Source organism: Agrobacterium sp. DE0009 (assembly GCF_007680755.1).
GTDB classification, from domain to species: domain Bacteria; phylum Pseudomonadota; class Alphaproteobacteria; order Rhizobiales; family Rhizobiaceae; genus Agrobacterium; species Agrobacterium tumefaciens_B.
The window spans coordinates 31,551-57,077 of sequence record NZ_VEIU01000006.1; the positions used below are offsets into that span (position 1 = coordinate 31,551).

At 58.9% G+C, this 25,527-nt stretch carries 25 protein-coding genes; 9 read left to right on the forward strand and 16 right to left on the reverse strand.

The features are described 5' to 3' along the window. The first annotated feature begins 175 nt into the window (after nucleotides 1–175). Nucleotides 176–1,078 (forward strand): LysR family transcriptional regulator, encoded by a 903-nt coding sequence (locus FS804_RS18970; protein ID WP_144578482.1) that lies wholly within the window; start codon nucleotides 176–178, stop codon nucleotides 1,076–1,078. A gap of 11 nt (nucleotides 1,079–1,089) precedes the next feature. On the opposite strand, the gene FS804_RS18975 is transcribed toward FS804_RS18970, so the two are convergent. Continuing rightward, the gene (locus tag FS804_RS18975; protein WP_144578483.1) at nucleotides 1,090–2,070 is read right to left on the reverse strand and encodes a glutathione S-transferase family protein; all 981 of its coding nucleotides are present in this window, start codon (nucleotides 2,068–2,070) and stop codon (nucleotides 1,090–1,092) included. A 104-nt stretch (nucleotides 2,071–2,174) separates the two neighbouring features. Beyond that, complete coding sequence (locus FS804_RS18980) at nucleotides 2,175–3,062, reverse strand: DMT family transporter (RefSeq protein WP_144578484.1); 888 nt, start codon at nucleotides 3,060–3,062, stop codon at nucleotides 2,175–2,177. A 377-nt stretch (nucleotides 3,063–3,439) separates the two neighbouring features. On the opposite strand from FS804_RS18980, the gene FS804_RS18985 reads away from it, so the two are divergent. Both FS804_RS18985 and FS804_RS18990 read left to right on the forward strand, forming a co-directional pair. Continuing rightward, nucleotides 3,440–4,771 (forward strand): UDP-glucose/GDP-mannose dehydrogenase family protein, encoded by a 1,332-nt coding sequence (locus FS804_RS18985; protein ID WP_144578485.1) that lies wholly within the window; start codon nucleotides 3,440–3,442, stop codon nucleotides 4,769–4,771. 86 nt (nucleotides 4,772–4,857) lie between these two features. Next, nucleotides 4,858–5,877 carry an NAD-dependent epimerase gene (locus FS804_RS18990; protein WP_144578486.1) on the forward strand — a complete coding sequence of 340 codons (1,020 nt, stop codon included), beginning with the start codon at nucleotides 4,858–4,860 and terminating at the stop codon, nucleotides 5,875–5,877. On the opposite strand, the gene FS804_RS18995 is transcribed toward FS804_RS18990, so the two are convergent. From FS804_RS18995 to FS804_RS19005, 3 genes are read right to left on the reverse strand one after another with little or no spacing between them, the layout of a single operon-like run. Next, complete coding sequence (locus tag FS804_RS18995; protein ID WP_144578487.1) at nucleotides 5,878–6,924, reverse strand: glutathione synthase; 1,047 nt, start codon at nucleotides 6,922–6,924, stop codon at nucleotides 5,878–5,880. It lies immediately after the preceding gene. Nucleotides 6,925–6,934: 10 nt separating this feature from the next. Continuing rightward, on the reverse strand, nucleotides 6,935–8,812 hold the full coding sequence (locus tag FS804_RS19000; protein ID WP_144578488.1) for a flavohemoglobin expression-modulating QEGLA motif protein: 1,878 nt from the start codon (nucleotides 8,810–8,812) through the stop codon (nucleotides 6,935–6,937). Further along, nucleotides 8,809–9,639, reverse strand: a complete 831-nt coding sequence (locus tag FS804_RS19005; protein WP_144578489.1) for an N-formylglutamate amidohydrolase — start codon at nucleotides 9,637–9,639, stop codon at nucleotides 8,809–8,811. Before FS804_RS19005 ends, FS804_RS19000 begins: the two co-directional genes overlap by 4 nt. A gap of 289 nt (nucleotides 9,640–9,928) precedes the next feature. Here FS804_RS19005 and FS804_RS19015 point away from each other — a divergent pair, with 289 nt between their 5' ends. From FS804_RS19015 to FS804_RS19035, 5 genes are all read left to right on the forward strand, one after another. Further along, a complete protein-coding gene (locus FS804_RS19015) occupies nucleotides 9,929–10,150 on the forward strand; it encodes a hypothetical protein (RefSeq protein ID WP_144578490.1) in 222 nt (73 codons plus the stop codon). A gap of 18 nt (nucleotides 10,151–10,168) precedes the next feature. After that, nucleotides 10,169–10,729 (forward strand): type 1 glutamine amidotransferase domain-containing protein, encoded by a 561-nt coding sequence (locus FS804_RS19020; RefSeq protein ID WP_063947215.1) that lies wholly within the window; start codon nucleotides 10,169–10,171, stop codon nucleotides 10,727–10,729. A gap of 63 nt (nucleotides 10,730–10,792) precedes the next feature. Next, the gene (locus FS804_RS19025) at nucleotides 10,793–11,233 is read left to right on the forward strand and encodes a PPC domain-containing DNA-binding protein (RefSeq protein ID WP_144578491.1); all 441 of its coding nucleotides are present in this window, start codon (nucleotides 10,793–10,795) and stop codon (nucleotides 11,231–11,233) included. 54 nt (nucleotides 11,234–11,287) lie between these two features. Continuing rightward, on the forward strand, nucleotides 11,288–12,148 hold the full coding sequence (locus FS804_RS19030; protein WP_144578492.1) for a TIGR02587 family membrane protein: 861 nt from the start codon (nucleotides 11,288–11,290) through the stop codon (nucleotides 12,146–12,148). 7 nt (nucleotides 12,149–12,155) lie between these two features. Beyond that, nucleotides 12,156–12,566 carry a TIGR02588 family protein gene (locus tag FS804_RS19035; RefSeq protein ID WP_144578493.1) on the forward strand — a complete coding sequence of 137 codons (411 nt, stop codon included), beginning with the start codon at nucleotides 12,156–12,158 and terminating at the stop codon, nucleotides 12,564–12,566. Nucleotides 12,567–12,600: 34 nt separating this feature from the next. Here FS804_RS19035 and FS804_RS19040 read toward each other — a convergent pair whose 3' ends face one another. After that, on the reverse strand, nucleotides 12,601–13,086 hold the full coding sequence (locus tag FS804_RS19040) for an MgtC/SapB family protein (protein ID WP_063947212.1): 486 nt from the start codon (nucleotides 13,084–13,086) through the stop codon (nucleotides 12,601–12,603). 170 nt (nucleotides 13,087–13,256) lie between these two features. Between FS804_RS19040 and FS804_RS19045 the strand changes: the two genes are divergently transcribed. Then, nucleotides 13,257–13,757, forward strand: a complete 501-nt coding sequence (locus FS804_RS19045; protein WP_063947211.1) for a ferritin-like domain-containing protein — start codon at nucleotides 13,257–13,259, stop codon at nucleotides 13,755–13,757. A gap of 155 nt (nucleotides 13,758–13,912) precedes the next feature. On the opposite strand, the gene FS804_RS19050 is transcribed toward FS804_RS19045, so the two are convergent. The 10 genes from FS804_RS19050 to FS804_RS19095 all read right to left on the reverse strand — a co-directional run bounded on the left by FS804_RS19050 (nucleotide 13,913) and on the right by FS804_RS19095 (nucleotide 25,517). Continuing rightward, entirely contained in the window at nucleotides 13,913–16,249 is a 2,337-nt protein-coding gene (locus FS804_RS19050) for a glucose/quinate/shikimate family membrane-bound PQQ-dependent dehydrogenase (protein WP_144578494.1), read from the reverse strand. Between the two features lie 97 nt (nucleotides 16,250–16,346). Further along, nucleotides 16,347–16,688 (reverse strand): hypothetical protein, encoded by a 342-nt coding sequence (locus FS804_RS19055; RefSeq protein ID WP_186376908.1) that lies wholly within the window; start codon nucleotides 16,686–16,688, stop codon nucleotides 16,347–16,349. Between the two features lie 133 nt (nucleotides 16,689–16,821). Then, nucleotides 16,822–17,607 carry a 3-hydroxybutyrate dehydrogenase gene (locus tag FS804_RS19060; RefSeq protein WP_144578495.1) on the reverse strand — a complete coding sequence of 262 codons (786 nt, stop codon included), beginning with the start codon at nucleotides 17,605–17,607 and terminating at the stop codon, nucleotides 16,822–16,824. Nucleotides 17,608–17,611: 4 nt separating this feature from the next. After that, nucleotides 17,612–19,567, reverse strand: coding sequence for an acetoacetate--CoA ligase (locus tag FS804_RS19065; protein ID WP_144578496.1), 1,956 nt, complete (start codon nucleotides 19,565–19,567; stop codon nucleotides 17,612–17,614). Beyond that, nucleotides 19,564–20,448 (reverse strand): 3-hydroxyisobutyrate dehydrogenase, encoded by an 885-nt coding sequence (gene mmsB / locus FS804_RS19070; protein ID WP_144578497.1) that lies wholly within the window; start codon nucleotides 20,446–20,448, stop codon nucleotides 19,564–19,566. The genes FS804_RS19065 and mmsB overlap by 4 nt, the downstream gene beginning before the upstream one ends. 13 nt (nucleotides 20,449–20,461) lie before the next feature. Beyond that, nucleotides 20,462–22,057 carry a GMC family oxidoreductase gene (locus FS804_RS19075; protein ID WP_144578498.1) on the reverse strand — a complete coding sequence of 532 codons (1,596 nt, stop codon included), beginning with the start codon at nucleotides 22,055–22,057 and terminating at the stop codon, nucleotides 20,462–20,464. A 72-nt stretch (nucleotides 22,058–22,129) separates the two neighbouring features. Next, nucleotides 22,130–23,137, reverse strand: coding sequence for a branched-chain amino acid ABC transporter permease (locus FS804_RS19080; RefSeq protein WP_144578499.1), 1,008 nt, complete (start codon nucleotides 23,135–23,137; stop codon nucleotides 22,130–22,132). Between the two features lies 1 nt (nucleotide 23,138). Then, nucleotides 23,139–24,026, reverse strand: a complete 888-nt coding sequence (locus tag FS804_RS19085) for a branched-chain amino acid ABC transporter permease (RefSeq protein WP_004437878.1) — start codon at nucleotides 24,024–24,026, stop codon at nucleotides 23,139–23,141. A gap of 2 nt (nucleotides 24,027–24,028) precedes the next feature. Next, a complete protein-coding gene (locus FS804_RS19090; protein WP_063947202.1) occupies nucleotides 24,029–24,730 on the reverse strand; it encodes an ABC transporter ATP-binding protein in 702 nt (233 codons plus the stop codon). A gap of 1 nt (nucleotide 24,731) precedes the next feature. Then, entirely contained in the window at nucleotides 24,732–25,517 is a 786-nt protein-coding gene (locus FS804_RS19095) for an ABC transporter ATP-binding protein (RefSeq protein WP_144578500.1), read from the reverse strand. Nucleotides 25,518–25,527: the final 10 nt, after the last annotated feature.

Sequence of the window (25,527 nt, forward strand, 5' to 3'; positions counted from 1 at the left end):
CGCTTGACACGGCGCCTTCAACTCCCGTCGCTCTTCTTTCCCCGAATTTTTCATTCGTTTTCTGAAACTGCGCCGGCATTGCCGGGAAACGTCGTTCCATTCTTTCCCGTAATCATATATGACCGTAACAACCCGTTTCCAATGACAAACGCGGGTAAGTTGATGCGAGAATGGAATGGACCCGCGCAGAAGACTGGTTCCTGATATCGTCACCCTGCAAGCGTTCGAATGCGCGGCACGGCACGGCAATTTTACGCGCGCGGCCGAAGAACTCAATCTCACGCAAAGTGCGGTGAGCCGGCAGATCGGCGAGCTGGAAGCGCAGACGGGCATGCAGCTTTTTGAGCGTATCCGCAGACGGGTTGTCCTCTCAGAGGCGGGCCGGAAATTTCTGCCGGACGTGCGACGCCTGTTGCAGCAATCCGAACAGTTGATGGTGCGTGCGGTTTCTGCCGGTACCTCCCACGCATCGCTTTCCGTCGCGACACTACCGACGTTTGGAAGCCGCTGGCTGATGCCGCGCCTCTATCGCTTCATCGATGCCAATCCTGACATGACGATCACCATCGGTTCACGATCGCACCCCTTCGATTTCGATGAGGAGGGTTTCGATCTCGCCATCCATTATGGCCAGCCGGTCTGGGCGCACGGCACCTGCACCTTCCTGTGCAATGAGGTCATCGTTCCTGTGGCGAGCCCTTCCCTGCTTCGCCGCGCCGGCGTGACCCATGTCCAGGATCTGGCCGCACAGCCGCTGCTTCATGTGACCACCCGCCCGAAGCTCTGGACGGAGTGGCTGGAAATGAACGGAGTGACGGCAGACAATGCCTATCAGGGCAGCCGTTTCGATCAGTTTTCGATGATCATCGAGGCCGCAGCGAGCGGCATCGGCTTCGCCCTTCTGCCACGGTATCTGATCGAGGCGGAACTGGCGTCCGGCCGCCTCGAAATCGTTTTTGACATCCCCCTGCAGACCGACAAGAGCTATTATGTCGCCCTGCCGGAAGGACGGCAGGACAATGCGCTTGCCCGCAGCTTCCAGGCGTGGCTGCTCGACCAGGTCGGCAGACCCGTCTGAGCGCTGCTTCGTCAGCCTGCCCAGCCCGAGGCGACGTCGTCCAGCCCCGGAAGATCAGGACCAACAGGAACGATACGGGTCGGATTGAGTGCTTTGATGGAATAATAGCCGCGCTTGATATGGTCGATATTGACCGTTTCGCGCACGCCTGGAATGTCCAGCACGCGCATCATATAGGCCTGCAATGCGGGATAATCTGCGATACGGCGAAGATTGCATTTAAACAGGCCGTAATAGGCAGCATCGAAACGCACCAGCGTCACAAAAAGCCTGACATCCGTCTCGGTGAGCTGATGGCCGAAAAGAAAAGGTCCACCTGAAAGAAGGCGATTTTCCAGCTCCTGGAGCGTCGAGAACACATCTGCAAAGGCCTCTTCATAAGCCCCTTGTGTGGTGGCGAAACCGGTTCGGTAAACGCCGTTGTTAAGGCGCGGATAGATGTGGTCGTTAAGCGCATCGATCTCGTTGCGCAGCGCTTCGGGATAGAGATCAACGCCATTATCGGCAAGATTGCCAAAGCCGTCATTCAGCATCCGCAGGATATCGGCAGACTCGTTGTTGACGATGGTTCTCGTCTTCTTGTCCCACAGAACCGGCACTGTGGCGCGACCGGTGTAGTGTGGGTCCGCACTGGTATAGACCTCATGCATATAGATGAAGCCGTTGAGCATATCGCGGTCCGAACCCGGATAGTCACCGAATTTCCAGCCTTCGTCCGAGAGTGCCGGCTCCACCACCGAGACCGAAATGACATCTTCCAGCTTCTTCAGCTTTCGCCCGATCAGCGTCCGCGACGCCCAAGGGCAGATCAGCGCGACGTAAAAATGATAACGGCCAGCTTCCGCCGCAAAACCGCCCTCACCCGTTGGTCCGGCAGAACCATCTGGAGTTACCCAGTTGCGGAAACCGGAGGTCTGGCGAACGAAGCCGCCTTTCGTGTCGGTCGCCTGCACCGGATGCCATTCGGCGGTCCATTTTCCATCCACGAGCATTTGCGGCTCCCCGTTCATCTATCGATGAACGCCATATGGAACGGGTCGTCATCCTTTCACAAGCCACGCTTCGGTTGACGCACTGTTTCAAACCACGAATGATTTCAAAGGCGATTGCGGAAAAACGGGTTCCAGCGCACCGTGCCCAGCCTCACCTTTTCGCGGATCATCGTCAGCAACCCCGATGCGGCGATGACGGCGAGCCCGAGCACGGCGATGGCATCAGGATATTCATGGAAGAAGGTCATGCCAATCGCTACGGCCCAAAGGATTTGCGAATAATGCGACGGCGCGATCTGGCTTGCCGGTGCGATACGGGTTGCGACCAAGAGGGTGATCTGACCCGTTGCCGTGCAAAGCCCGATGAAAGCGAATGCGAGCAACTGGTGCAAATTGGGCATGACGAAATCGGGGATCGCGGCAATTCCATTGAAGGTCAAACCATAGATCAACAGCACACCCATGATCGAGGTGCGCTTTTCCTTTCCCGCGAGCGAACGCAAGAGCACAATGGTCATGGCAGCAAGGAAGGCGACACCGATGGCGGCGATGTGCCCGAGCTCCAGCGTCTTGAACCCCGGCCGCACCACAAGGATGACACCGATGATGCCGGCGAGTACCGCCGCCCAGCGCCAAGGGCCTATATTCTCCTTCAACACAAAAGCTGACAGCACGGTCACGAAGAGCGGTGACAGGAAGATCAGCGCATAGGCTTCCGCCAGCGGAATGGTGGTGAAGGCATAGATGCCGAAAATACCAGCGAAAAGGCCGGAAATCGCGCGGCCATGCACGGCGAAAGGACGACTCATGCGCCAGAATTCGCGCCACCTCTCTTCCCGCGGCTTGCTGAAGAAGATGAAGATGCCGGAAAACAGGATGCTGAAGAAACCGATTTCAAAAACGCTGATCTGAGATCCCAGCGACTTGATGGTGGCATCGCCCATGGAGAAAGTCGCATAGGCGAACAGACCGAGCAGAAAACCCTTTTGCATCCGACTTCCCCGAACATCGACCGCAACGCAAAGCGTATCCCGGTCGCGTGACACGCGACCCGACGCCCCTGTAGGGACAGACAGTCTGGCAGATTTGATCCTCACCCTATGGCTAGACCCGGCTACCTATGAGTGCAAGCCGCAAAACCGGCAAAATTGGGTCATCCTCCAACATCGATGCAAATGGCTGCGAGGTGCGGCAAATTTGTCCCGCGGGGCATCACATCACCGTCACGGAAAGCGGTTAGCCGGTGATGATAAAGGGGCTGGTGCCTGACACGACGGCGGCTAACCATTGCGACGGTTTTTTTCATCCGCCAGTTTCCCCATCGGCTGCCGATGCGTTACCATCGCCCTGCTAACCGAAAGGAAAACGAATGCGAATTGTAATGATTGGTTCGGGTTATGTCGGTCTTGTGTCCGGCGCATGCTTTGCAGATTTCGGGCATGACGTGGTTTGCGTCGACAAGATGCCGGAGAAAATCGAGGCGTTGAAAAGCGGCCATATACCGATCTTCGAGCCGGGTCTCGAAACCATCGTCGCCAACAATACCAAAGCGGGCCGGTTGAGCTTCACAACAGATCTTTCGGCAGCCGTGGCCAATGCCGATGTCGTCTTCATAGCGGTCGGCACGCCGTCGCGGCGCGGCGATGGACACGCCGATCTGGGCTATGTCTATGCGGCGGCAAAGGAGATCGCCCATGCGCTCGACGGCTTTACCGTCATCGTCACAAAATCGACCGTGCCCGTCGGCACTGGCGACGAGGTGGAACGCATCATCCGCGAGGAAAATCCATCTGCCGATTTTGCCGTGGTCTCCAATCCGGAGTTTCTGCGCGAAGGTGCCGCCATCGAGGATTTCAAGCGGCCGGACCGCATCGTCGTCGGCCTTTCGGACGAGCGCGCCCGCCCGGTCATGACCGAGGTGTATCGACCGCTTTACCTCAACCAGTCGCCGCTCCTTTTCACCACCAGAAGAGCGTCCGAACTGATCAAATATGCCGCCAATGCTTTCCTGGCGATGAAAATCACCTTCATCAACGAGATGGCTGATCTGTGCGAAAAAGTCGGTGCCAACGTACAGGACGTCTCGCGCGGCATCGGCCTGGACGGCCGTATCGGGTCGAAATTCCTGCATGCCGGGCCGGGCTATGGCGGCTCATGCTTTCCCAAGGATACGCTGGCGCTTGCCAAGACCGCGCAGGATTATGACGCACCGGTGCGACTGATCGAAACCACCATTGCCATCAACGACAACCGCAAGCGCGCCATGGGCCGCAAGGTCATCAATGCCGTGGGTGGCGATGTGCGCGGCAAGAAGATCGCTGTTCTCGGCCTCACCTTCAAGCCGAATACGGACGACATGCGCGACAGCCCGGCCATTGCCATCATCCAGACCCTGCAGGATGGCGGAGCGAAAATTGTGGGTTACGATCCGGAAGGCATGACGAATGCCCGGCAGCTCATCGAAGACATCGATTATGCAACTGGCCCTTACGAAGCGGCGCAGGACGCCGACGCCGTGGTTATCGTGACGGAATGGAACCAGTTCCGCGCGCTCGATCTACCGCGTCTCAAGGCCATCATGAAGAGCCCAGTTCTGGTGGATCTGCGCAATATCTACCGCACGGATGAGGTTGCCGCCCATGGCTTCACCTATGCCGCCGTTGGTCGTCCGCACGAAATCAGCCTCGACCAGGGCGCATGAAGGTTCCAGTTTTACAATTTCATTAATAGATTTTCAGCGTTTCGGTCAGATCGCAAACGCGCCAAACAATTCAGGATATGATCATCATGCGTTATCTGGTTACAGGCACTGCCGGTTTCATTGGCTTTTACGTCGCGAAACGGCTGTTGGATGCCGGGCATTTCGTCACCGGCTTCGACGGAATGACGAAATATTACGATGTCAGTCTCAAGGAAAAACGCCACGCCATCCTTTCCCGCTCTAACGGCTTTCGGGCCGAAATCGGCATGCTGGAAGATGTGGATGCCTTGAAGCGTGCCGCAGAGGCCGCAGAGCCGGAAATCATCATCCATCTCGCCGCGCAGGCCGGCGTCCGCTACAGCCTCGAAAACCCGCGCGCATACGTCGATTCAAATCTCATCGGCTCCTTCAACATGCTGGAGCTTGCGAGAAGCCTGGAGGTGAAGCACCTGATGCTGGCATCGACCTCCTCCATCTACGGCGCCAACGAGAAAATCCCGTTTGCGGAAAGCGACAAAGCCGATGAGCCGATGACGCTTTATGCGGCCACCAAAAAATCGATGGAGCTGATGGCGCATTCCTATGCCCATCTTCACAAGCTTCCGACGACTGCCTTCCGCTTCTTCACCGTCTACGGACCATGGGGACGCCCGGACATGGCGCCGATCAAGTTTGTTGACGCCGTTTCCAACGGTCGGCCGATCGACATTTATGGCCAGGGTAATATGAGCCGTGACTTCACCTATATCGATGATCTCGTCGAAGGCATTGTGCGGCTAAGCCAGATTATCCCTTCCGAGGAAAACCGGGTCACCGAGGACGGCGTCATTGATACACTTTCCCGCCACGCGCCGTTCCGAGTCGTTAATATCGGCGGCGGCCAACCGGTGGAACTGATGCATTTCGTCGAAACGGTCGAAAAGGCGGTGGGAAAACCGGCGATCCGCAACATGCTTCCGATGCAGCAGGGTGATGTTCCGCGAACCTTCGCGTCGCCTGATCTTCTCCGGGCTTTGACCGGTTTTGTGCCGCACACTCCGGTCGAAGAGGGCATCAAGGCCCTCGTCGCCTGGTATCTCGAGATGAACGGCCCGCTGCAGGAATAATCAAAGGGTCGCGAGCAGGCGGTTCGATAGCGTGCCGCCCGATGCCGCCTGCATCGACACCTTGGTCTCGACGGCCTCTATGATCGTATCGCTGAAGTCCACATTGGTAAGCTCCAGGATGTTGGATAGGCCGCCGGGCGAAAAGACGTTCACTTCGAGTATCTTGTCACCGACGATATCGAGACCCACCAAAAACATCCCGTCTTCGACGAGCTTTGGCCGCATCATTTCGGCAAGCTCGACGATGTCGTCCGTCACCTTCACCGCTTCGGCGGTGCCGTTGGCGTGAATATTGGAACGCAGGTCGCCCTTGGCCGGAACGCGGCGAAGCGCGGCATATTGGCCATCGCGCATCAGCGGCCTGCCGTTCATCATGAAAAAGCGGACGTCGCCTTCCTTCGCCGCAGGGAGATAGGCCTGCGCGATGAGATAACCTTCGAGGCTGACCGCCTCGAAAATCTGGTTGAGATTGGCTTCCTTACTGGACCCGATCTTGAAGACGTTCTTGCCTCCGGACCCCTGAAGCGGCTTGACGATGACACCCTTGGGATGGGCGTCGGCGAATGCGCGGATTTCCTCGACATTCCGGGAGATAAGCGTCGTCGGCCGCACGATCTCGGGGAAGCTCTGGAAATAAAGCTTGTTCTGCGCAAGCGCCAAACCTTCCGGATCATTAAGCACGACGACGCCGCGCTGCTCGGCAAGCCTGCCGAACAGAATGCCGGCGTGAACCGCCCAGGGTCTGGTCGTCTGGTCGAGCGAGGGATCGTTGCGCAACATCAGCGCATCGATTTCCTCCACATCCATGGTCATCCGCTCGAGCGACTTATCCTGCAGGGCGGTATGAAAGGCTTCGGGTTTCTTGTATTTTCCCTTAGGCATGATCGTCGCATGGACGGCCAGCGTGTCGTCAGAGCGCAGGGTAAAATCGCCGGGCGTCAGATAGACCACCTCGTGGCCGCGATTGAGCGCCGCCATGGCCAGCAGACCGGTTGCGAAGGTCGGACCTTCGGTTTCGATAGAGTTGACGAAAAATGCGATACGCATGGAGCCCCTCCTATAATGTCGCCAGTTCGGCAATGGATAATCCCGCACGGATCTTTTCCAGGCGTTCATTCGCCTTTGCGGGTAACAGAAATGCTGGCCGCACGCCCGGGGGCCTTAACAGGCCACGCAGCGCAAGCTCCTGCATGATTGGAAAATGCTGGGCCGCGATCTTGCCCATCCAGAATGGATCGAGCGCGCCGCCCCGGCGCAAATGCTCCATCACTTCAGAAAGACCCCGCAGATAGATTGCATCCTTCGAAAGACCGCCGCCTCGATAGATGCGCAGCACCATATTGAAGGCGCCGGCCTCGTCGAAACCGTGCTCGCGCGTCATGATGCGAAAGGTGTCGACGAAGCTTGCGCCATCCAGCATCGCCGCGCAGCCGACAACGCGGCCGGCGATCAGCCGCAGGCGCTCGCGCGTCATCCCGCCGGCCAGATGCTCTGCCAGAACTGCCAATCCCTCCTGCACGCCCTCGTAACCCGATAGCCCCGTGCGGAAGAGGCGCAGGCCCTGAAACGAGCCGTTGAAATATGTAAGTAGGTGCACCCCAATCTCGTGCGACAACAGAGCCTCGACGCGGCGCTGTTCCATGACGGTGTGCCGGGAAATCAAAAGCTTCTCCCCCGTCACCATCAAGCCGGGCGGTAGGTCGTCACGAATTTCGACACGCGCCTTGAATTCCGGTTCTTCCGCCAGATAGGTCTCGATCATCTCACGCGATTTGCCAGCGACAGCGTAACAGTCCACCATCGCGATCGCGCCGCTCTCCTCTGCGCGCGGGCATTCATCGAGAACACGAAGCGCAAGCGTCAGAAGCTCCGGCTCGACAGCGCCATAAAGCGCGCGGGAGAAATCGGTGAAGGTTCGCCGGTGCAGGTTTGCGAGCATCGTCAGTTGCAGGTCGATCTCCTGCTGCTTTTCGCGATAGAGATGGTAAAGCACCGGGTCTTCGAGGTGATCGAAGACCACAGAATAAAGTTTACGTTTCTGTTCCTCCACATCGACGCCGAGCGGGCGATAAAGCAGGCGCGGCGCATACTGAAAGCCGCCGTCGCGGAATTCCTCGAAGGCGCGCCGGGCATTGATCGGCGTGACGGAAAGAAGGAAGTCGAAAGAGGAGACGATATCGTCGATCGATCGGTCAGCACGTTTCACCGCATCGACAAATGCCTTGCGGCCCAGCGCCCGGTGCGTGGTGACTTTCAGCGCGTCCATGCCGGAGGAAAAAGCCGAGAATGCCTGGAGACCCGCATCGAAGAGATCGGCGATCATTGTTTCGCGAAGGCCGGGATAATCCGCACCGGATTCCGGTTGGCGATAGATCGGCGCAAAGCGCACGCTGATGCATGGGAACTCCAGATTGGCATTCTGGAATCTGAGTATTGGATCCGCCTCAGGCTCGGGGCGTGTGATGCGGGGCGTGCGAAACCGGACCTCCGCATCGCAGACCGCCTTGATGAACACCCTGCGCGCCTTTTGCGTTTCCAGCTCCGTCGTCGCAGAGATTGAGACCTCGTAGTGCGGCAGAAAAGGTGAATCGTCCGCAAGGAGAATGTCGTGTTCCAGTTCGCCAATATCGAGAACGATAAAGGCGCCGAAACGCGCCTGCATTACAGCACCGACCGCCTTTATCAGCGGCGCGGCTTCCTGAATGTTCGAAGCGATGAGGTAGGAAGCATGGGCTGCGGCGATATCCCGGGCCGCCAAATTCTTCGTGCCGCCGGTCAGGTGCAGGCAGAGAAACGGCAGCGGCCGGTCGATATGGAGGCGGCCATCCTTCCCCACATCACGGCGGATTGCCTTTCCGGCTTCAAGGCATGATGTAACGTCATCGACCAGATCGTTCACGGACGGCGGCGCATGTCGGGCGGATGAGAGGTTCATCGCCGCGACCTCAGGAAGTCTTCGAGAACTGGTTGAAGGGACGCGACAGTGTCCCTGATATCAGCAATGACACGCCTGTCTGGCTCACCGGTCCATTCGTCCATGAAGAATTTCTTGAACTCAATCGCGATGGCACAGCCATTCTCGGGAAAACGCTCATGGATGAAGCGGGTCTGCTCTCCCTTGCCCTGAAACGCAACGTTCTCACGCACGTCGAGGCGGCGCCCACCGATGGTGGCCGATGCAAAATGGCGACCGACGATGCTGACGACATCCCCCCAGCGGCTACGGTCCATGGAAAAGGTGCCGATATTAATGTCCGGCGCTTCCGCCTGCGCCGTCGGCGGTGCAGAAGCCCCCTGCCGACGATGATTGTAGCTGTGCACATCAAGGACCACAAAAGCGCCGTGCCGCCTTTCGACAGCCGATAGCACGCTCTCCAGCATCGCATAATAATCGGCGTGGAAGTCGAGAGAATGGGAAATTGCCTGCTCGGAGGGCTGCTCTTTCCAGACCTCAAGGCCCCAGGACTGTTCGGGTCTCAGATACACTGCCTGGTCGGCGGCGCGGTTGAGGTCGACCTCGAACCGCGAATGGTGAACGACAATGCGGTTGGTGAGGCCGGCAATCATCTCACCGGTGAAAGGGTCTTCCTCTCTCAGACATTGCTCGTCGGACAGGGCGATAAGATAGGCGACATCTGGCCGGATCTGGTGGCCATCATGAATAGCCGTGCCAACGATCGGCGAGCCGCCGAAGTCGATCGTCCAGAAGCCCTTGTTTTCGTTGATACGCTTGCCTTCACCGTCGTTTGTTCTGGCTGACATGCTGCCTCCCTGCATCGGGGGTAAAACAGCACGACCTCAGCATTTGTTCCAGTAAAAATTGTGCGCGATCTAGTCGCCGTCAACACGAGTTCAACAGAAAAAATGCGGAACCATACCGAAAAGCTCACGTTGTTCTGGCAGGAGGGGCCGCCGTGTCAAACGGACGCGATGGCGCTGAAGAACATCGGGATTTTTCCGTTTTCTCCCGATGGCCAACGAAATGGCAGCCGAGCTTCTTACCCATCCGGTATCCCCTCCGCTTCGCTTTCCACGCACAAGGAGCCGCGACATGGAAAAGACCGAAACGCGTAAGATCGCCGAGGAATATCTGCGTCTCGGCGGCACTCGTCAGGTGATGATCGACGACAACAAGACCTTCGTGCGCCAGTGGGAGCACGAGCCTGCCGAGGCAGAAAAGTTCTGGCAGGAAAATATTGAAAAGCTCAATGCGGAACGCCGCAAGGACGTGGAATTTTTCCTGCCATCCATCAATTCCGACCAGGAAGACTGAAATCAAAAGGAGATCGACATGACTTCCATCAACTCTGCAAAAATCCTTATCCTCGCAACCGATGGCTACGAGCGTTCAGAATTGCGCGTGCCCTATGACCAGCTTAAGGCCAAGGGTGCGGACGTGAAGATCGCTTCCATCAAGGAAGGCGAAATCAAGAGCTGGGATGAGAAGGACTGGGGCGACAGTATTGCCGTCGACATCCAGGCAAAGACCGTGAAGACAGAAGATTTCGATGCGCTGGTGCTTCCCGGCGGCCAGATCAATCCTGACGTGCTGCGCCATGATGAAGACGCGATGCGCGTCGTGCGCGACTTCGTCAAATCCGGCAAGGTGGTCGCCGCGATTTGCCACGCGCCCTGGCTGCTGATCGAAGCAGACGCCCTGCGCGGACGCGACGCCACCTCCTACTGGTCGATCAAGACCGACGTCAGGAACGCCGGTGCCAACTGGAAAGACGAGAAGGTGGTAACGGACAAAGGCATCATTACTTCTCGCAGCCCTGACGACCTCGATGCCTTCGTCGCAAAGATCGTTGAGGAGGTCGAGGAAGGCCGCCACGAGCGCCGCGCCGCCTGATCAATCCTTTGACGCCTTCGTGCCGCCGGCCCTGCCGGCGGCATTTTTATTCGGGAGGAAGACATGAAAAGCAGATTACTGGCAGGCGGCGCGGAGCGGACTTTCATCCTCGTCATCGAACCCGAGGAAGAAGCCTTCGAGGCGATCAAGCGCTTTGCCAAAAGAGAAAATATCAATGCCGCCTCAGTGACCGCGATCGGCGCCTTTTCGACGGCGACGCTCGCTTTTTTCGATCTCGCCAGCAAAGAATACAAGGAAATTCCGGTAAGTGCGCAGAGCGAGGTCCTGAGCATGCTCGGCGACATCGTGCTCGACGAAAACGATACGCCCAATCCTCACCTGCACGTCGTGCTGGGTTTTGCCGACGGCTCGACGAGAGGAGGCCATTTCCTAAAGGGTATGGTACGGCCGACACTGGAGGTGGTTATCCGCGAGACGCCTGCGGAACTGCGACGGAGCTACAGCAAAGACTTTGGCATCGCGTTGATCGATCCTGCGCGCTGACACGACGGAACCGGAAAAACGCGCTGGCGTTATTGGCGTATATCTGGGGGCAGCATGGCGACAGCAATAGATCGTAAAGACGGGGAAGACGGCGAGGTTAGAAAGTTTCTGATCGGCCTTGCGCGTGGAACGGCTGGTGCGCTGCTGTTTGCCCTGCCGATGCTAATGACCATGGAAATGTGGTTTCTGGGTCTCTACATCAACCCATGGCGGCTTCTGCTGCTCTGCGTCCTTAATCTCCCGCTTCTTTTTCTTCTTGCCCGCCGCATCGGTTTTGAGAACATCCACTCCTGGGGCCAGGCTTTAAGGGATGCGATAACCGCTTATGGCCTGGGCATAATGGTCAGCGCAGCCGTGCTCCTTCTGTTCGGCATAATGGACGACCAGCTTACCGCGTCCACGGCCGTTGCGAAGGTTGCGCTGCAATCCGTGCCTGCCAGCATTGGCGCTCTTCTTGGCCGCAGCCAGCTTGGCCAGCACTCCGACGATGACGATGAAGAAGACGACGAATATTCCGGCGAGACCGGTTATCTGCACGAGCTGTTCATGATGATGGTGGGCGCGCTTTTTCTGAGCCTGAATGTCGCGCCGACGGAAGAAATGATCCTGATTGCCTACAAGGTGACGCCCTTTCACATTCTTGCGCTCTCCCTGCTGTCCATCGCCGTCATGCACGGTTTTGTCTATGCGCTTCATTTCAAGGGATCACATCAGCTGGATGAAGGCCAGCAATGGTGGCAATCCTTCATCCGCTTTACCCTGCCCGGTTATGTCGTCGCCATCGCCATCAGCATTTACACGCTCTGGACCTTCGAACGCCTCGACCACACGTCGCTGTCGCAGATCATGAATGCTGCGGTCATTCTGGGTGTTCCCGCCTCGATCGGCGCGGCGTCGGCCCGGCTGATCCTGTGAGGACAAGATGACGACATCAAAAAACGGAAAACAGACGGAAAGTTCAAATCCGCATTGGATTGAATGGGTAACGGGCATCGCCTGCACCTTGCTGGTTGCCGCGATGCTGGGCTGGATCGCCTATGACATCTACCGCTATTCCCCTGAGGAGGCACGCTTTGAGGTGGCCGTCAGCCGTGTCGAGGGCGGGCCGGGGCAATATCGCGTGAAATTCGACATTCGCAATCTTTCGATGACCACGGCAGCCCAGGTCAAGGTGCGGGGAGACCTCGAGCGGAATAACGCAGCGCCGGAAAACGCCGACGTGACCTTCGATTATGTCGCATCGGAATCCAGCGACAGCGGCACACTCTTCTTCCGTAACGATCCACGCAGCGGAACACTCACCCTCAGCGTCGCCGGCTATACCGAGCCGTGAGCCATTGCCATCGTGTCTGCTTGCGGTAGCTCGCTCATTCTTCCTTGATACCCGCGATGACCTGGACGCGACGCAGCATCCACAGCACGATGATGCCCACGGCCGACGCGAGGAAAGCCAAGGGCCACAGGCCGAGACCGGCCGAGAGGCCGATGGCCGCCGAAAGCCACATGCTGGCCCCGGTCGTCAGGCCTTTGACATCGCCTCGCGTATAAACGACCACGCCCGCGGCAAGAAACGCGATGCCGGCAGTTACTGCCTCCACAAGGCGGATAGGATCGAGCCGCGCTGCCTCCTGGCCTTCGGCCATCGTTTCCATCATATGGATGGTGATGATGCAGAACGTGACGGCGGCCAGGCCGATCAGCATGTTGGTGCGCAGGCCCGCCGTGTTCCTGTGGAACTCCCGCTCCAGACCGATCAGACCGCACAGGATGACGGCACCGAAGATGCGCACGACAAGCACCTCGAACGGAATGGAAATATCCATTGAAAATTCTTCTGCCAGACTCTGCGGCATGTTCGCACTCCTCCGTAAACTGGTCACACTAAGCGCGAACGCGCGCATTGGTTCCGCCCGCGCAATATAAACCTTGTGCACAACCAACCCGGAACCATAGGAGCGGCGGACAGTTTGTCTCCCGTGCGCATGACGCACTTCATGCTATTCACTTCATGGGAGAAGAACCAATGGCCGAGAAGAAACTCGATGACCTTTTTTATGATACGCTCAAGGACATCTATTATGCCGAAAGGCAGATCCTGAAGGCCCTGCCAAAAATGGCGCGGGCAGCTACAGACCCAAAACTCAAGCAGGCCTTCGAGAAGCACAAGGAAGAGACGCAGGGTCAGATCGAGCGTCTGCAGGAAGTGTTCGAGATCATCGGCAAACGGGCGCAGGGCAAGACCTGTGAAGCTATCCAGGGCATCATCGCGGAAGGCGAAGAGATCATGGACGACTTCAAGGGTTCGCCCGCTCTCGATGCCGGCCTCGTGTCGTCTGCACAGGCAGTCGAACATTATGAAATTGCCCGCTACGGCACACTGAAGGCGTGGGCGGAAAAGCTGGGCCATACCAAGGCTGTGTCGTTGCTCGACGCGACCCTCAAGGAGGAGTCCAAGACAGACGACGCGCTTACCGCGCTCGCTAAAACGTCAGTCAATGCTGCCGGCGAGAAAAAGGCGGCCTGATACCGCCCGCAGAGCACGTCGGGTTTCGAAACAACCCTGCGTGCTCTACCACCATCGCATGAAGCACAAGTAAAACGCGACCCCGCTTTTACTGTAATACAAGAGAAAACCGGAATGGCCAACCATTCCGGTTTTTTACGGGCCCGAAACCGTTGTTACGGCAGGGTATACGCGATGACATAGTCCCCGGGCTTGGTTCCGACAGACCCATGACCGCCGGCAACCATCACCACATATTGTTTCCCGTTATCGAGGGAGTAGGTCATGGGCGTCGCCTGGCCGCCGGCGGGCAGACGTGCTTCCCACAGCTGTTTGCCAGTCGTCAGGTTGTAGGCCCGCAGATAGTTATCAACAGCGGCACCGAGGAAAGCCACGCCGCCCTTGGTGATCATCGGACCACCGATGCCCGGAACACCTACCTTGAACGGCAGCGGCAGGGGCGTCATGTCATAAACCGTACCGTTCTTGTGCTTGTAGGCGACATCGCCGGTACGCAGGTCGGCTCCTGTGACATAACCCCAAGGCGGCGCCTGGCAGGGAACCTGCAACGGTCCGAGGAACGGTCCCATGAACACACCGTAGGGTGCGCCATCGTTGCGGTTCAAGCCCTGTTCGCTGCCCTTTTCGTCCTGTCCCTTTGGCGGGATATCGGCGCGCGGCACGAGTTGCGAGGTGAAGGCGAGATAGGTCGGCATGCCGAACATCACCTGACGCTCGGGGTCGACGGCCACGCTGCCCCAGTTGAACGTGCCGAAATTGCCGGGATAAATGATCGATCCCTTGAGTGAAGGCGGCGTGTAACGGCCTTTATAATTCAGTTGATGGAAACGAATCCGGCAGGCCAACTGGTCGAACATGGAGACGCCCCACATGTCCTTTTCCTGCAATGGCTCCGGCTTGAAGGACAAGGCTGTCGTTGGCTGCGTCGGAGACGTGAAATCCTCGGGGATCGCACCATCAGGGGCAGGTTCTTCGGTGATCGGCAGCAGCGGCTCGCCGGTGCGGCGGTCGAGAACATAGATGTCGCCCTGCTTCGTGGGTCCGACGAGCGCAGGCACGGTCTGGCCATCCTTGGTGATGTCGAGCAGCACCGGCTGCGCCGGTACGTCCATATCCCAAAGGTCGTGGTGAACCGTCTGGCGAACCCAGCGATCCTTGCCGGTGTTGATATCAAGCGCGACGATGGAGGAAGAATATTTCTCCACGTTCTCGCTGCGGCCCATGCCCAGCTGGTCCGGCACCTGATTGCCAAGCGGGATATAAACCAGACCAAGGCCTTCATCGTAACTGAAGACCGACCAGCTGTTTGGCGAGTTGGTGGTATAGGTTTCGCCGGCGGCAATCGGCTCGGTTTTCGTTGGATTGCCCGAATCCCAGTTCCAGAGCAGTTCACCGCTATTCACATCGAAAGCGCGGATGACACCGGACTGCTCCTGCGTCGAATAGTTATCGTTCACCGCGCCGCCAATGATGATCTTTCCAGCGGCAATGACCGGCGGTGAGGTCGAATAATAATAGCCTGCCGGGTTGTATTTCATGCCTTGCTCAAGATGGAGAACACCCTGATCGGCAAAGGAGGTGCAGACCTGGCCCGTGCCGGCATCGAGGGCGATCAGGCGCGCGTCAGAGGTCGGCAGGTAAACGCGCTGGGCGCAGACCGTGCCTTCCGCAGCGCCGGGTTCGGCGTAATAGGAAACACCGCGGCAGGTCTGGTGCTGACGGTCCGGATTGAGGCCGACATTCGGGTCGTATTTCCACTTTTCCTTGCCGGTGGCGGCATCGATGGCGATTGCCCAGTTATGCGGCGTGCAGATGTAAAGCGTGTTACCGATCTTAAGCGGCGTCACCTGGTAGGTGGTTTCGCCGACATCGTCAGGCAGCTTCACATCACCCGTCTGGTAGCGCCACGCTTCCTTAAGCTGGGAGACATTGTCGACATTGACCTGCGTCAGGGGGGAATATCGCTGACCATAGGGCGTGCGGCCATATTGATGCCAGTCTCCGTCAGGCACATCGCCGCCATAAACAGGTGCCGCCGAAGCGGTTTCCTGCGGCAGCGAGCCCGGCTGGTCATGTGGATCCTGTGCCATGGAATAACCGGCCACAGCAATTGATGCCATGACGGAAAGCGCGAGCGGCCAGGCGTTCGGGCCATAGCTCAGCCCGGTCGGGCTGGAAAAACCAAGTGGTTTCCTCACCCACGGCACCAGTAGCCAAAGGCCGATAACGATGATGACGCCGCCGCGCGGTCCAAGCTGCCACCAGTCGAAACCGACTTCCCAGACTGCCCAGGCGAGCGTCGCCACGATGAAGATGGCATAGACGTGAAGGGCGGCGCGATTGCGCTTGAACAGCAGAAACGCTGTCAGGAGGAAGGCCAACCCTGAAAGAACATAATAAAAGCTCCCGCCCAGCATAACGAGCTCGGAGCCGAAGCCGAACAGCGCAAGGCCGATCAGCGCGAGAATAACTGCAGTGACCGTGACTGCCATGTATGAGACCCCCGATTCCTGTCACTTTGGGTCGAACGGAATCGAGGGCGATCTGGTTCCATACTATTTATCACCATGGGTATTTAACCCATGATGGTTATGGGCTCCGGGGCGCGCCGGTTGAATCCTGCGGTGTCGGGTTCGTTTCCGTCGAAGACGGAGCGGCCGGGCGGCCATGGGCAGGGTCATTGTCGAAGGTACCAGAACCCGACGGCTGCTGAGGCACGGGTGCGGTTTCCGTTTGCGGGTTCGGCGGCAGGTTCTCGTCCGGTTTGAAGACGGAATATTCCACTACGCCCCAAACCACCAACGCCAGAAGCACGCTGACGATCAGGATGACGAGAACAGGTCGTCCGCGCGAACCCTGGCGTGCGCGCGTCGCTGTTTCCGCTTTGGGTGCATCCTGGCTGCGCATATAGCCGGTATTGTCTCTAGCCATATCTCTCACTCCCTGTGTCCTTTGGAAATCTAATCCCCGGCGACGGGTTTTGTTCCAGACAGGACAGGATGACCGAGACAGACCAAAGCACTGGTTTGCAAACCTGCTTTTTGACGTCGAGATACTTTTCAGCTCATTTTGCGGTCCAGCCGCCATCGATGGAGATGGTGGTGCCGGTGATGGAACGCGCCATATCGCCAGCGAGATAAAGCGCCATTTCGGCGATTTCCTCCGGCTGGATGAAGCGTTTCGTCGGCTGCGGCGCAAGCATGACCTTTTTCACCACGTCATCCTCGCTCATGCCATGCACCCGCGCCTGATCGGCCACCTGCGCGGCAACAAGCGGGGTCCAGACATAACCGGGGCAGATGGCATTGCAGGTGATACCGAGCTCCGCTATCTCCAGTGCGACGCTCTTCGTCAGCCCCACCACCGCATGTTTGGTCGCCACATAAGGCGCCTTGAAGGGCGAGGCGCGCAGGCCATGGGCAGATGCGATATTGACGATGCGACCCCAACCCCTCTCCTTCATGCCCGGCAGGGCCGCGTGGATGGTGTGAAAGGCGCTGTCGAGCGAGATGGAAACGATGCGGGAGAAATCCGCTGCATCGAACTCATCGATGGGTGCGACCTTCTGAATGCCGGCATTGTTGACGAGGACATCGATATGGCCGAACTCGGCGATGACCTTTTCCGGCAGATGAGCGCTTTCGTCATATTTGGCGAGGTTGGCTGAAAAATAGACCGGCCTGTGCCGCGCGACCCTTGCAACTGTCTCCAGCGCCTGCCTCGCCTCCTCGGGGGTCTCTAACCCATGCACCGCGACCAGATACCCCGCTTCGGCAAAACGTTTGGCGATGGCGAGCCCGATGCCGCTGGTGGAACCCGTAACCAGCACGGTCTTTGGTTGATCCTCCATCGGCCTAGTCCCTCAGCTGCGGCAGGTTGCGGAAAAGCTCAAGCGATTCCGGATTGGCGAGCGCATCGGTATTCTTGACCTGCCGCCCGTGAATGGTGTCGCGTACCGCGATTTCGGAAATCTTGCCCGACCGGGTGCGGGGAATGGCGCTGACGGCGATGATTTTCGCTGGAACGTGCCGCGGCGTCGCGCCTGAGCGGATGCGGCTGCGGATCGTCTTTTCCAGCTCTTCCGTAAGCGCAGCGCCTTCCTTCATGCGCAGGAAAAGGATGACCCGCTGGTCGCCCTCGATATCCTGGCCGACGGCAATGGCCTCCTCGACCTCAGGCACGGCTTCCACCTGCCGGTAGATCTCTGCCGTTCCAATACGGACGCCGCCGGGATTGAGCGTCGTGTCGGAACGACCGTGAATGACGTATCCGCCGGAAGGCCGCAGTTCGGCAAAATCGCCATGCGCCCAAAGGCCGGGGAACCGTTCAAAGTAGGCGGCCCGATAGCGCGAACCATCGTCGTCGCCCCAGAATCTCACCGGGATGGAAAGATGGGCATTGCGGCAGACGAGTTCACCGGCAATGCCACGAACGGAACGGCCCTCATCGTCAAGCGTATCGATATCCATGCCCAGCATGGCGCCCTGCAATTCGCCGCGATGAACCGGCTGCAGCGGATTGCCGCCGAGGAAACAGGCGCAGATGTCGGTACCGCCGGAAATGGAGGCGAGATGCACATCCGCTTTCCAGTCGCGATAGATGTAATCGAAGGATTGCGGGATGAGCGGCGAGCCGGTGGAGAGGATTGTCCGCAGCGATGACAGATCGTGGCTTTCGCGGGGTGTCAGTCCGGCCTTCAGGCAGGCGTCAATGAACTTCGCCGACGTGCCGAAAGTCGCAATACGTTCGGCATCGATGAGATGGATCAACCGGCCGGGCGTCGGATAGCCGGGATTGCCATCATAAGTGACGAGAGTGGCACCGAGCGCCAGACCGGAGACCTGCCAGTTCCACATCATCCAGCCGCAGGTGGTGAAATAGAAGAAGCGCTCGCCCTCCTTGATATCGCATTGCAGCTTCTGCTCCTTCATGTGCTGGAGAAGCAGTCCACCGCCGGAATGGGTGATGCATTTCGGCTTGCCGGTCGTGCCGGAGGAATAAAGTATCGCCAGCGGCGCCTTGACGGGCAGACGATTGAAGGCAATCTCGCCCGCAGCATAAGGCGCGACGAAATCCGCAAGCGTGACACAGCCGAGATCGGCAAGGCTTTCGGGTACGGTTTCGCCGATCAGGACGATCTGCTCCGGGCCTGCACTATCCGCTACGGCGCGGATGGTGGGTCCGACGTCGATGCGTTTGCCGGCATATCCATATTCCGGTACGGCCATGAGAACTTTGGGATCGATTTGGGAAAGGCGGTCCGAGGCACCTGCGGGGCCGAAATCGGGGGAGCAGGACGACCAGATGGCACCGATGGCGCTCACGGCCAGATATCCCACGATCGCTTCTATGTCATGGGTGACGATCGCGCCGACGCGGTCGCCTTCCCGCACGCCAGCATGAACGAGCGCCTGCACCATGCGCGACACGTCGTCATAAAGCGCTTTGCGGCTTATCTCGCGCCGTGTGCCGTCGTCCCGGTGCGCGATGATGGCGAGACGCTCATCGGGATCGCGCAGTAGGTTTTCGGCATAATTCAACCTCGCGCCCGGATAAAACTCGGCCTCCCGAATCGTTGCGCCCGGCTTGAACGCTACCTCGCCGCGCGCACCTATAATGCCGAGCTCGTCCCACAGCGCATTGTAAAAATCTTCCGGCGCGTCGATGGACCAGCGCAGCAGGCGAGCATAATCATCGGCGGCCTGCCCGTGGAGCTCTGCCGTTTTTGTCGCGAAGGAAAAAAGCGCCGAGCCCATCACCCGCTCTTCCGGCGGCACCCATAGAATCTCGGATGGCGTTGCGGCTGTCATGCTTTGCTCCCGCGCAGCATTTCAACGATTGCGGAAAAATCACGCCCGCCCTGCCCGTCGTCAACGAAGCTCTCGTAAAGCGCTGCCGCAGCAGCACCAAGCGGCGTTGAGGCGTCGGCCCCATGGGCCGCCTCCTGAGAAAGCTTCAGGTCCTTCAGCATCAAGGCCGCGGCAAATCCGGGCTGGTAATCCTTGTTGGCGGGTGATGTCGGCACCGGGCCCGGCACCGGGCAATAGGTGGTGAGCGACCAGCATTGCCCCGAGGAGGTGGAGGCGACATCGAACAGCGCCTGGTGCGAAAGGCCGAGTTTTTCGCCGAGCACGAAAGCCTCGGAAACCGCGATCATGGAAATGCCGAGGATCATGTTGTTGCAGATCTTGGCCGCCTGCCCATTGCCGCCCTTGCCGCAATGCACGATCTTCTTGCCCATGGCTTCCAGCAGCGGCCTCGCTGCCGAAAAAGCCTCCGCCTCACCGCCGCACATGAAGGTCAGGGTGCCCGCCGCCGCGCCGCCCGTGCCGCCGGAAACGGGGGCGTCGACCGAAGGGCAGCCAGCGGAAGCGGCCAGTTCATGCGCCTTCAATGCACTTGCCATGTCCACAGTCGAGCAGTCGATAAGGAGCGTTCCGGCAGAGATTTTACCGACCAGATCGCCATAGGCCGAAACGACATGTTCGCCTTTCGGCAGCATGGTGATGACGACTTCAGCAGCTTTGACAGCTTCGGCAGAATCCGCGGCAACCGGAATGCCCACCTCCTTTGCCGCTGCACGGCAGGCTTTGGCAAGATCATATCCCCTGACGGCATAACCAGCCTTGACGAGATTGGCGGCCATCGGCAGGCCCATATGTCCCAGCCCCAGAAAAGCGACGGTCTTCATCGGTAGGTTCCTTTCAACGATTATCCGCAAGGATCATGTCGGCGGCCTTTTCAGCAATCATGATCGTCGGCGAATTGGTATTTCCAGATGTAATGCGCGGCATCACCGAGGCATCGGCGACGCGGAGCCCGGCGAGCCGGCGGAACTTCAGGCGTGCATCAACGACGCTTTCGATATCCGATCCCATGCGCAGCGTGCCGACAGGGTGGAAGATGGTGGTGCCGATATCACCTGCCGCCTTGGCAAGATCATTGTCGTTTTCGAAGGAGGGACCGGGCCGGTATTCCTCCGGCCTGAAGCGGGAAAAGGCCGGCTGGGCGACGATGCGGCGCGTCAGTCGCATGGCATCTATGGCCACCTTCCGGTCACCTTCGGTGGAAAGATAGTTCGGGCGGATTTCCGGTTGCATGGCGAAATCCGGTCCTTTCACATGCACTGAGCCACGGCTTTCCGGCCGCAGATTACAGACGCTTGCCGTTATCGCGGGAAAAGTGTGGACCGGGTCCCCGAACTTGTCGAGCGAAACCGGCTGGACGTGATACTCCAGATCGGCGGTCTCCTTTTCCGGCGAAGAGCGGGTGAAGACACCGAGCTGGCTCGGCGCCATGGACATCGGCCCGGAGCGCGTCAGCGCATATTCGAGGCCGATCCGCGCCTTGCCAAAGAGCGTCGAGGCCCGCTCATTCAGCGTCAGGACACCGGAGACCTTGTAGACCATGCGCAGCTGCAGATGGTCCTGCAGGTTCTCGCCCACCCCTTGAACCTCCGCCACCGTATCGATACCGGCAGCCTGCAACACATCCCCACGGCCGACCCCGGAAAGCTCCAGAATATGCGGCGAGCCGATCGCGCCGGCCGACAGCACGGTTTCGCGCCGCGCCCGCATTTTTTTCAGGACGCCTTCATGGTGGAATTCGACGCCCGTGACCCGGTCTTCTTCGATGATGAGCCGTTTGACGTGGGCTTTGGTCAAGACAGTGAGGTTCTTGCGGCCAAGCGCCGGTTTAAGAAAGGCTTTCGCCGTGTTCCAGCGCCAGCCCGCCCGCTGGTTGACATCGAAATAGCCGGCCCCTTCATTGTCTCCACGGTTGAAGTCGTCAGTCGCGGGTATGCCCGCTTCCCCTGCGGCTTTCTGAAAGGCATCCAGCACATCCCAGCGCACACGGGCCTTTTCCACCCGCCATTCGCCCCCGGAGGAATGCAGGTCACTCTTGCCGCGATAAAAATCCTCCGACTTCAGGAAATAGGGCAGGATGTCGTTCCACCCCCAGCCCTCGCAGCCAAGCTGCCGCCAGACGTCATAGTCCCGTGCCTGACCGCGCATGTAGATCATGCCGTTGATGGAGGAGCAGCCGCCCAGCACCTTGCCGCGCGGATAGATCAGCGCGCGTCCATTCAGGCCAGGCTCTTCCGCCGTCTTGAAACACCAGTCCGTGCGCGGATTGTTAATGCAATAGAGATAACCGACCGGAATATGGATCCAGTGGTAATTATCGTTGCCGCCCGCTTCCAGAAGCAGGACACGGTTGTTCGGGTCTTTCGAAAGGCGGTTGGCGAGAACGCATCCGGCACTGCCCGCCCCGATGACGATATAGTCATATTCGCCCATGCTCTTCTCCACACGCCACCCTTGCCGCGTCGTCCCGAACGCGGGGAGGCTTTTGAGGTGTTTCAAAATTGGCTAGCTGCGGTGCTGAAAGCCGAGTTTCCGCCCAAGCCGGGAAGCATAAAATTCACCGATCAGACCGCGACGGAACACCAGAACGCAGGCCATGAAAACGAGGCCGGTGATGATGGTGACCGGGAAATCCGAGGTCGCGAGATAGTTTTGCAAGGTAACGACGAGGCCCGCGCCGAAGATAGGGCCGATCATGGTGCCGATGCCGCCGAGCAGCGTCATGAGGATCACTTCGCCGGACATCTGCCAGGTCACATCCGTTAGCGTCGCGAACTGGAACACCAGCGCCTTCAGCCCACCCGCAAGACCGGCCAGCGCCGCCGACATGACGAACGCGCCGAGCTTGTAGCGCTGCACGCTATAGCCAAGCGAAATGGCGCGTTGCTCGTTTTCGCGGATCGATTTCAGGATCATGCCGAAAGGCGAATTGACGAAACGCCAGATGACCAGCAGCGCCAGCACGAAGGCGGCAAGCACCGTGTAATAGATGTTAAGCGGGCCATTGAGATCGAGAATACCGAAGAGGTGGCCGCGCGGCACGCCCTGCAAACCGTCCTCGCCATGGGTGAACGGCGCTTGCAGGCAGAAGAAATAAAACATCTGCGACAGCGCCAGCGTGATCATGGCAAAATAGATGCCCTGCCGGCGAATGGCGAAAAAACCGATGACGAGACCCAAAAGCGCCGCGCCCGACATGCCGATCACAAGGCCGATTTCCGGCGTGACACCCCATTCCTTCACCGAATAGGCGGTGAAATAGGCCGCACCGCCAAAGAATGCCGCATGGCCGAAGGAGAGCAGTCCGGTATAACCGATGAGCAAATTGAAAGCGCAGGCGAAAAGCGCGAAGCAGAGAAGCTTCATCAGGAAGATTGGATAAACGAACATCGGCGCGGCGACGAGCACGGCAAGCCCGGCCAGAATGAGCACGGCCTTGATGGTGGCTGCCGTCGTCGATACTTCCGTCTGCGGCATTGCACCGGCCGTCGGGCTATGAGTGGCTTTGGACATATCAGGCGTCCTTTCCGAAAAGTCCGGCGGGGCGGATGAGCAGCACAAAGGCCATGATGACGAAAATGACGATGTTGGAGGCCTCGGGATAGAACACCTTGGTGAGACCCTCGGCGATACCCAGCATGTAGCCGGTGACGATGGCTCCCATGATCGAGCCCATGCCGCCGACGACGACCACCGCAAAGACGACGATGATGAGGTTCGTGCCCATCAGCGGCGAGACCTGATAGATGGGGGCGGCGAGCACGCCGGTGAAACCCGCAAGGCCGGCACCCAGCGCATAGGTGAGCGTCAACAGAACAGGCACGTTAATGCCGAAAGCCTGCACAAGGGTCGGGTTTTCGGTCGCGGCGCGCAGATAGGAGCCGAGGCGCGTCTTTTCGATCAAGGCCCAGGTGGCGATGCACACGATCAGCGAAATCACGACGACGAAAGCGCGGTAGTTCGGCAGGAACATGAAGCCGAGATTGGTACCGCCTGCCAGTTCGCGCGGCACCGAATAGGGTTGTCCCGCCGCGCCGTAAAGCCACCGGAACGTGCCTTCCACCACCAGCGCCAGGCCGAAGGTGAAGAGCAGACCATAGAGTGGATCGAGATCATATAGCCGTGACAGAAGGAAACGCTCTATGATGGCCCCAAACAGCGCGACGACGAGCGGCGTAACGATGAGCGCTACCCAGAAATTGATGCCGAAATATTGCAGGCCGAGAAAGGCGACAAAAGCGCCGAGCATATATTGCGCGCCATGGGCAAAATTGATGACGCGCAGCAGCCCGAAGATGACAGCGAGACCGAGCGACAGCAGCGCATAGAACGACCCATTGATAAGGCCGACAAGCAATTGCCCGAGGAGCGCCTGAATGGGAACGCCGAAGATCATCGTCATGGTTAAACCCCCAGCACCTTGTTAAGCTCACCCATGCGGGCGGAAAGCTCCCCCACCGGAAAATCACCGACCATCTGGCCGTGGTCCATGAGGTAGAAGCGATCGGCGATGCGGCTCGCAAACCGGAAATTCTGCTCCACCAGAACCACGGTCATGCCTCGGCTCTTCAGCTTCTGCAAAACCTCTCCAATGCGCTGAACGATGACGGGGGCAAGCCCTTCGGTCGGCTCGTCCAGCAGCAACACCTTGACGCCGGTGCGCAGGATGCGCGCCATCGCCAGCATCTGCTGCTCGCCGCCGGAGAGCTTCGTGCCGGGGCTGGTGCGGCGTTCGTAAAGATTGGGAAATAGCTCGTAGATTTCATCGAGCGTCATGCCGCCGGGTGCGACCACGGGCGGCAGCTTCAGGTTTTCCTCAACACTCAGGGTCGCGAAAATGCCGCGCTCCTCCGGCACGAAACCGAGGCCGTATTTTGCCGTACGATGCAGCGGCACCGGCATCATATCCTTGCCGCCGAGCTTGATGACGCCCTTGCGGTTGCGGATGATGCCCATGATGGTGCGCAACGTCGTGGTCTTGCCCACGCCATTGCGGCCGAGAATGGTGATGGTCTCACCCTCGCCGACCGTCAGATCGACGCCGTGCAGCGCCTGGCTTTCGCCATACCAGGATTTTAGGTTGGAGACTTCGAGCATCGCCGCCATATCAAGCCTCCTCCGTGCCCATATAGGCCGTGCGCACATGCGGATCGGCGGAAACCGTGGCATAATCGCCCTCCGCCAGAATTTCGCCGCGCTGCAACACCGTGACCTGATGGCAGATATCGGCCACGACCTTCAGATTGTGTTCGACCATCAGCACCGCGCGGGTCTTTGCCACCTCACGAATAAGCTCGGCCACATGCGAGACATCTTCTCCGCCCATGCCGGCCATCGGCTCGTCCAGCAGCAGAACCTTTGGATCGAGCGCCAGCGTGGTAGCGATTTCGAGAACCCGCTTGCGACCGTAAGAAAGATCGGCCGCAAGCGTATGTTTTTCCCTTGTCAGGCCAACCGTTGCGATCAGCTCCTCGGCGCGGGCATTCAGCCTGTCGAGCGACGACAGCGGTAGCCAGAACTGCGTTGCAAGGCCATTGGGCCGCTGCAACGCAACCCGGACATTTTCCAGAACCGTCAAATGCGGAAACACCGCCGATATCTGGAAAGAGCGCACAAGGCCTAGACGCGCCACCTTGTCCGGTGGCGTCTTTGTTATATCCGTTCCCATAAAGGTGATCGCCCCGCCTGTCGGCTGGAGAAACTTGGTCAACAGGTTGAAGACCGTTGTCTTGCCGGCGCCGTTGGGGCCGATCAGCGCATGGACGCGGGCGTGATGCACGTCGAGATCGACGTTTTTCACGGCTGCGAATGCGCCGAAGGTTTTAGTGAGACCACGCGCCGAAAGAACGACGCGAGGTTCTGCCTGCCCGGCGGGGGCGGGAGCGATCGTCATGACTTTCCCC

What these genes read in the sequence shown, in the direction of transcription:
- FS804_RS19005 (WP_144578489.1), bottom strand. Translation starts at nt 9,639, where the DNA reads ATGTCAGCCAGAACAAACGACGGTGAAGGCAAGCGTATCAACGAAAAC.
- FS804_RS19080 (WP_144578499.1), bottom strand. Translation starts at nt 23,137, where the DNA reads ATGTCCAAAGCCACTCATAGCCCGACGGCCGGTGCAATGCCGCAGACG.
- FS804_RS19055 (WP_186376908.1), bottom strand. Translation starts at nt 16,688, where the DNA reads ATGGCTAGAGACAATACCGGCTATATGCGCAGCCAGGATGCACCCAAA.
- FS804_RS18985 (WP_144578485.1), top strand. Translation starts at nt 3,440, where the DNA reads ATGCGAATTGTAATGATTGGTTCGGGTTATGTCGGTCTTGTGTCCGGC.
- mmsB (WP_144578497.1), bottom strand. Translation starts at nt 20,448, where the DNA reads ATGAAGACCGTCGCTTTTCTGGGGCTGGGACATATGGGCCTGCCGATG.
- FS804_RS19030 (WP_144578492.1), top strand. Translation starts at nt 11,288, where the DNA reads ATGGCGACAGCAATAGATCGTAAAGACGGGGAAGACGGCGAGGTTAGA.
- FS804_RS18980 (WP_144578484.1), bottom strand. Translation starts at nt 3,062, where the DNA reads ATGCAAAAGGGTTTTCTGCTCGGTCTGTTCGCCTATGCGACTTTCTCC.
- FS804_RS19060 (WP_144578495.1), bottom strand. Translation starts at nt 17,607, where the DNA reads ATGGAGGATCAACCAAAGACCGTGCTGGTTACGGGTTCCACCAGCGGC.
- FS804_RS19075 (WP_144578498.1), bottom strand. Translation starts at nt 22,057, where the DNA reads ATGGGCGAATATGACTATATCGTCATCGGGGCGGGCAGTGCCGGATGC.
- FS804_RS19050 (WP_144578494.1), bottom strand. Translation starts at nt 16,249, where the DNA reads ATGGCAGTCACGGTCACTGCAGTTATTCTCGCGCTGATCGGCCTTGCG.
- FS804_RS19095 (WP_144578500.1), bottom strand. Translation starts at nt 25,517, where the DNA reads ATGACGATCGCTCCCGCCCCCGCCGGGCAGGCAGAACCTCGCGTCGTT.
- FS804_RS18970 (WP_144578482.1), top strand. Translation starts at nt 176, where the DNA reads ATGGACCCGCGCAGAAGACTGGTTCCTGATATCGTCACCCTGCAAGCG.
- FS804_RS19090 (WP_063947202.1), bottom strand. Translation starts at nt 24,730, where the DNA reads ATGGCGGCGATGCTCGAAGTCTCCAACCTAAAATCCTGGTATGGCGAA.
- FS804_RS19040 (WP_063947212.1), bottom strand. Translation starts at nt 13,086, where the DNA reads ATGCCGCAGAGTCTGGCAGAAGAATTTTCAATGGATATTTCCATTCCG.
- FS804_RS19045 (WP_063947211.1), top strand. Translation starts at nt 13,257, where the DNA reads ATGGCCGAGAAGAAACTCGATGACCTTTTTTATGATACGCTCAAGGAC.
- FS804_RS19035 (WP_144578493.1), top strand. Translation starts at nt 12,156, where the DNA reads ATGACGACATCAAAAAACGGAAAACAGACGGAAAGTTCAAATCCGCAT.
- FS804_RS19020 (WP_063947215.1), top strand. Translation starts at nt 10,169, where the DNA reads ATGACTTCCATCAACTCTGCAAAAATCCTTATCCTCGCAACCGATGGC.
- FS804_RS18975 (WP_144578483.1), bottom strand. Translation starts at nt 2,070, where the DNA reads ATGCTCGTGGATGGAAAATGGACCGCCGAATGGCATCCGGTGCAGGCG.
- FS804_RS19085 (WP_004437878.1), bottom strand. Translation starts at nt 24,026, where the DNA reads ATGACGATGATCTTCGGCGTTCCCATTCAGGCGCTCCTCGGGCAATTG.
- FS804_RS19000 (WP_144578488.1), bottom strand. Translation starts at nt 8,812, where the DNA reads ATGAACCTCTCATCCGCCCGACATGCGCCGCCGTCCGTGAACGATCTG.
- FS804_RS19065 (WP_144578496.1), bottom strand. Translation starts at nt 19,567, where the DNA reads ATGACAGCCGCAACGCCATCCGAGATTCTATGGGTGCCGCCGGAAGAG.
- FS804_RS19015 (WP_144578490.1), top strand. Translation starts at nt 9,929, where the DNA reads ATGGAAAAGACCGAAACGCGTAAGATCGCCGAGGAATATCTGCGTCTC.
- FS804_RS18995 (WP_144578487.1), bottom strand. Translation starts at nt 6,924, where the DNA reads ATGCGTATCGCATTTTTCGTCAACTCTATCGAAACCGAAGGTCCGACC.
- FS804_RS19025 (WP_144578491.1), top strand. Translation starts at nt 10,793, where the DNA reads ATGAAAAGCAGATTACTGGCAGGCGGCGCGGAGCGGACTTTCATCCTC.
- FS804_RS18990 (WP_144578486.1), top strand. Translation starts at nt 4,858, where the DNA reads ATGCGTTATCTGGTTACAGGCACTGCCGGTTTCATTGGCTTTTACGTC.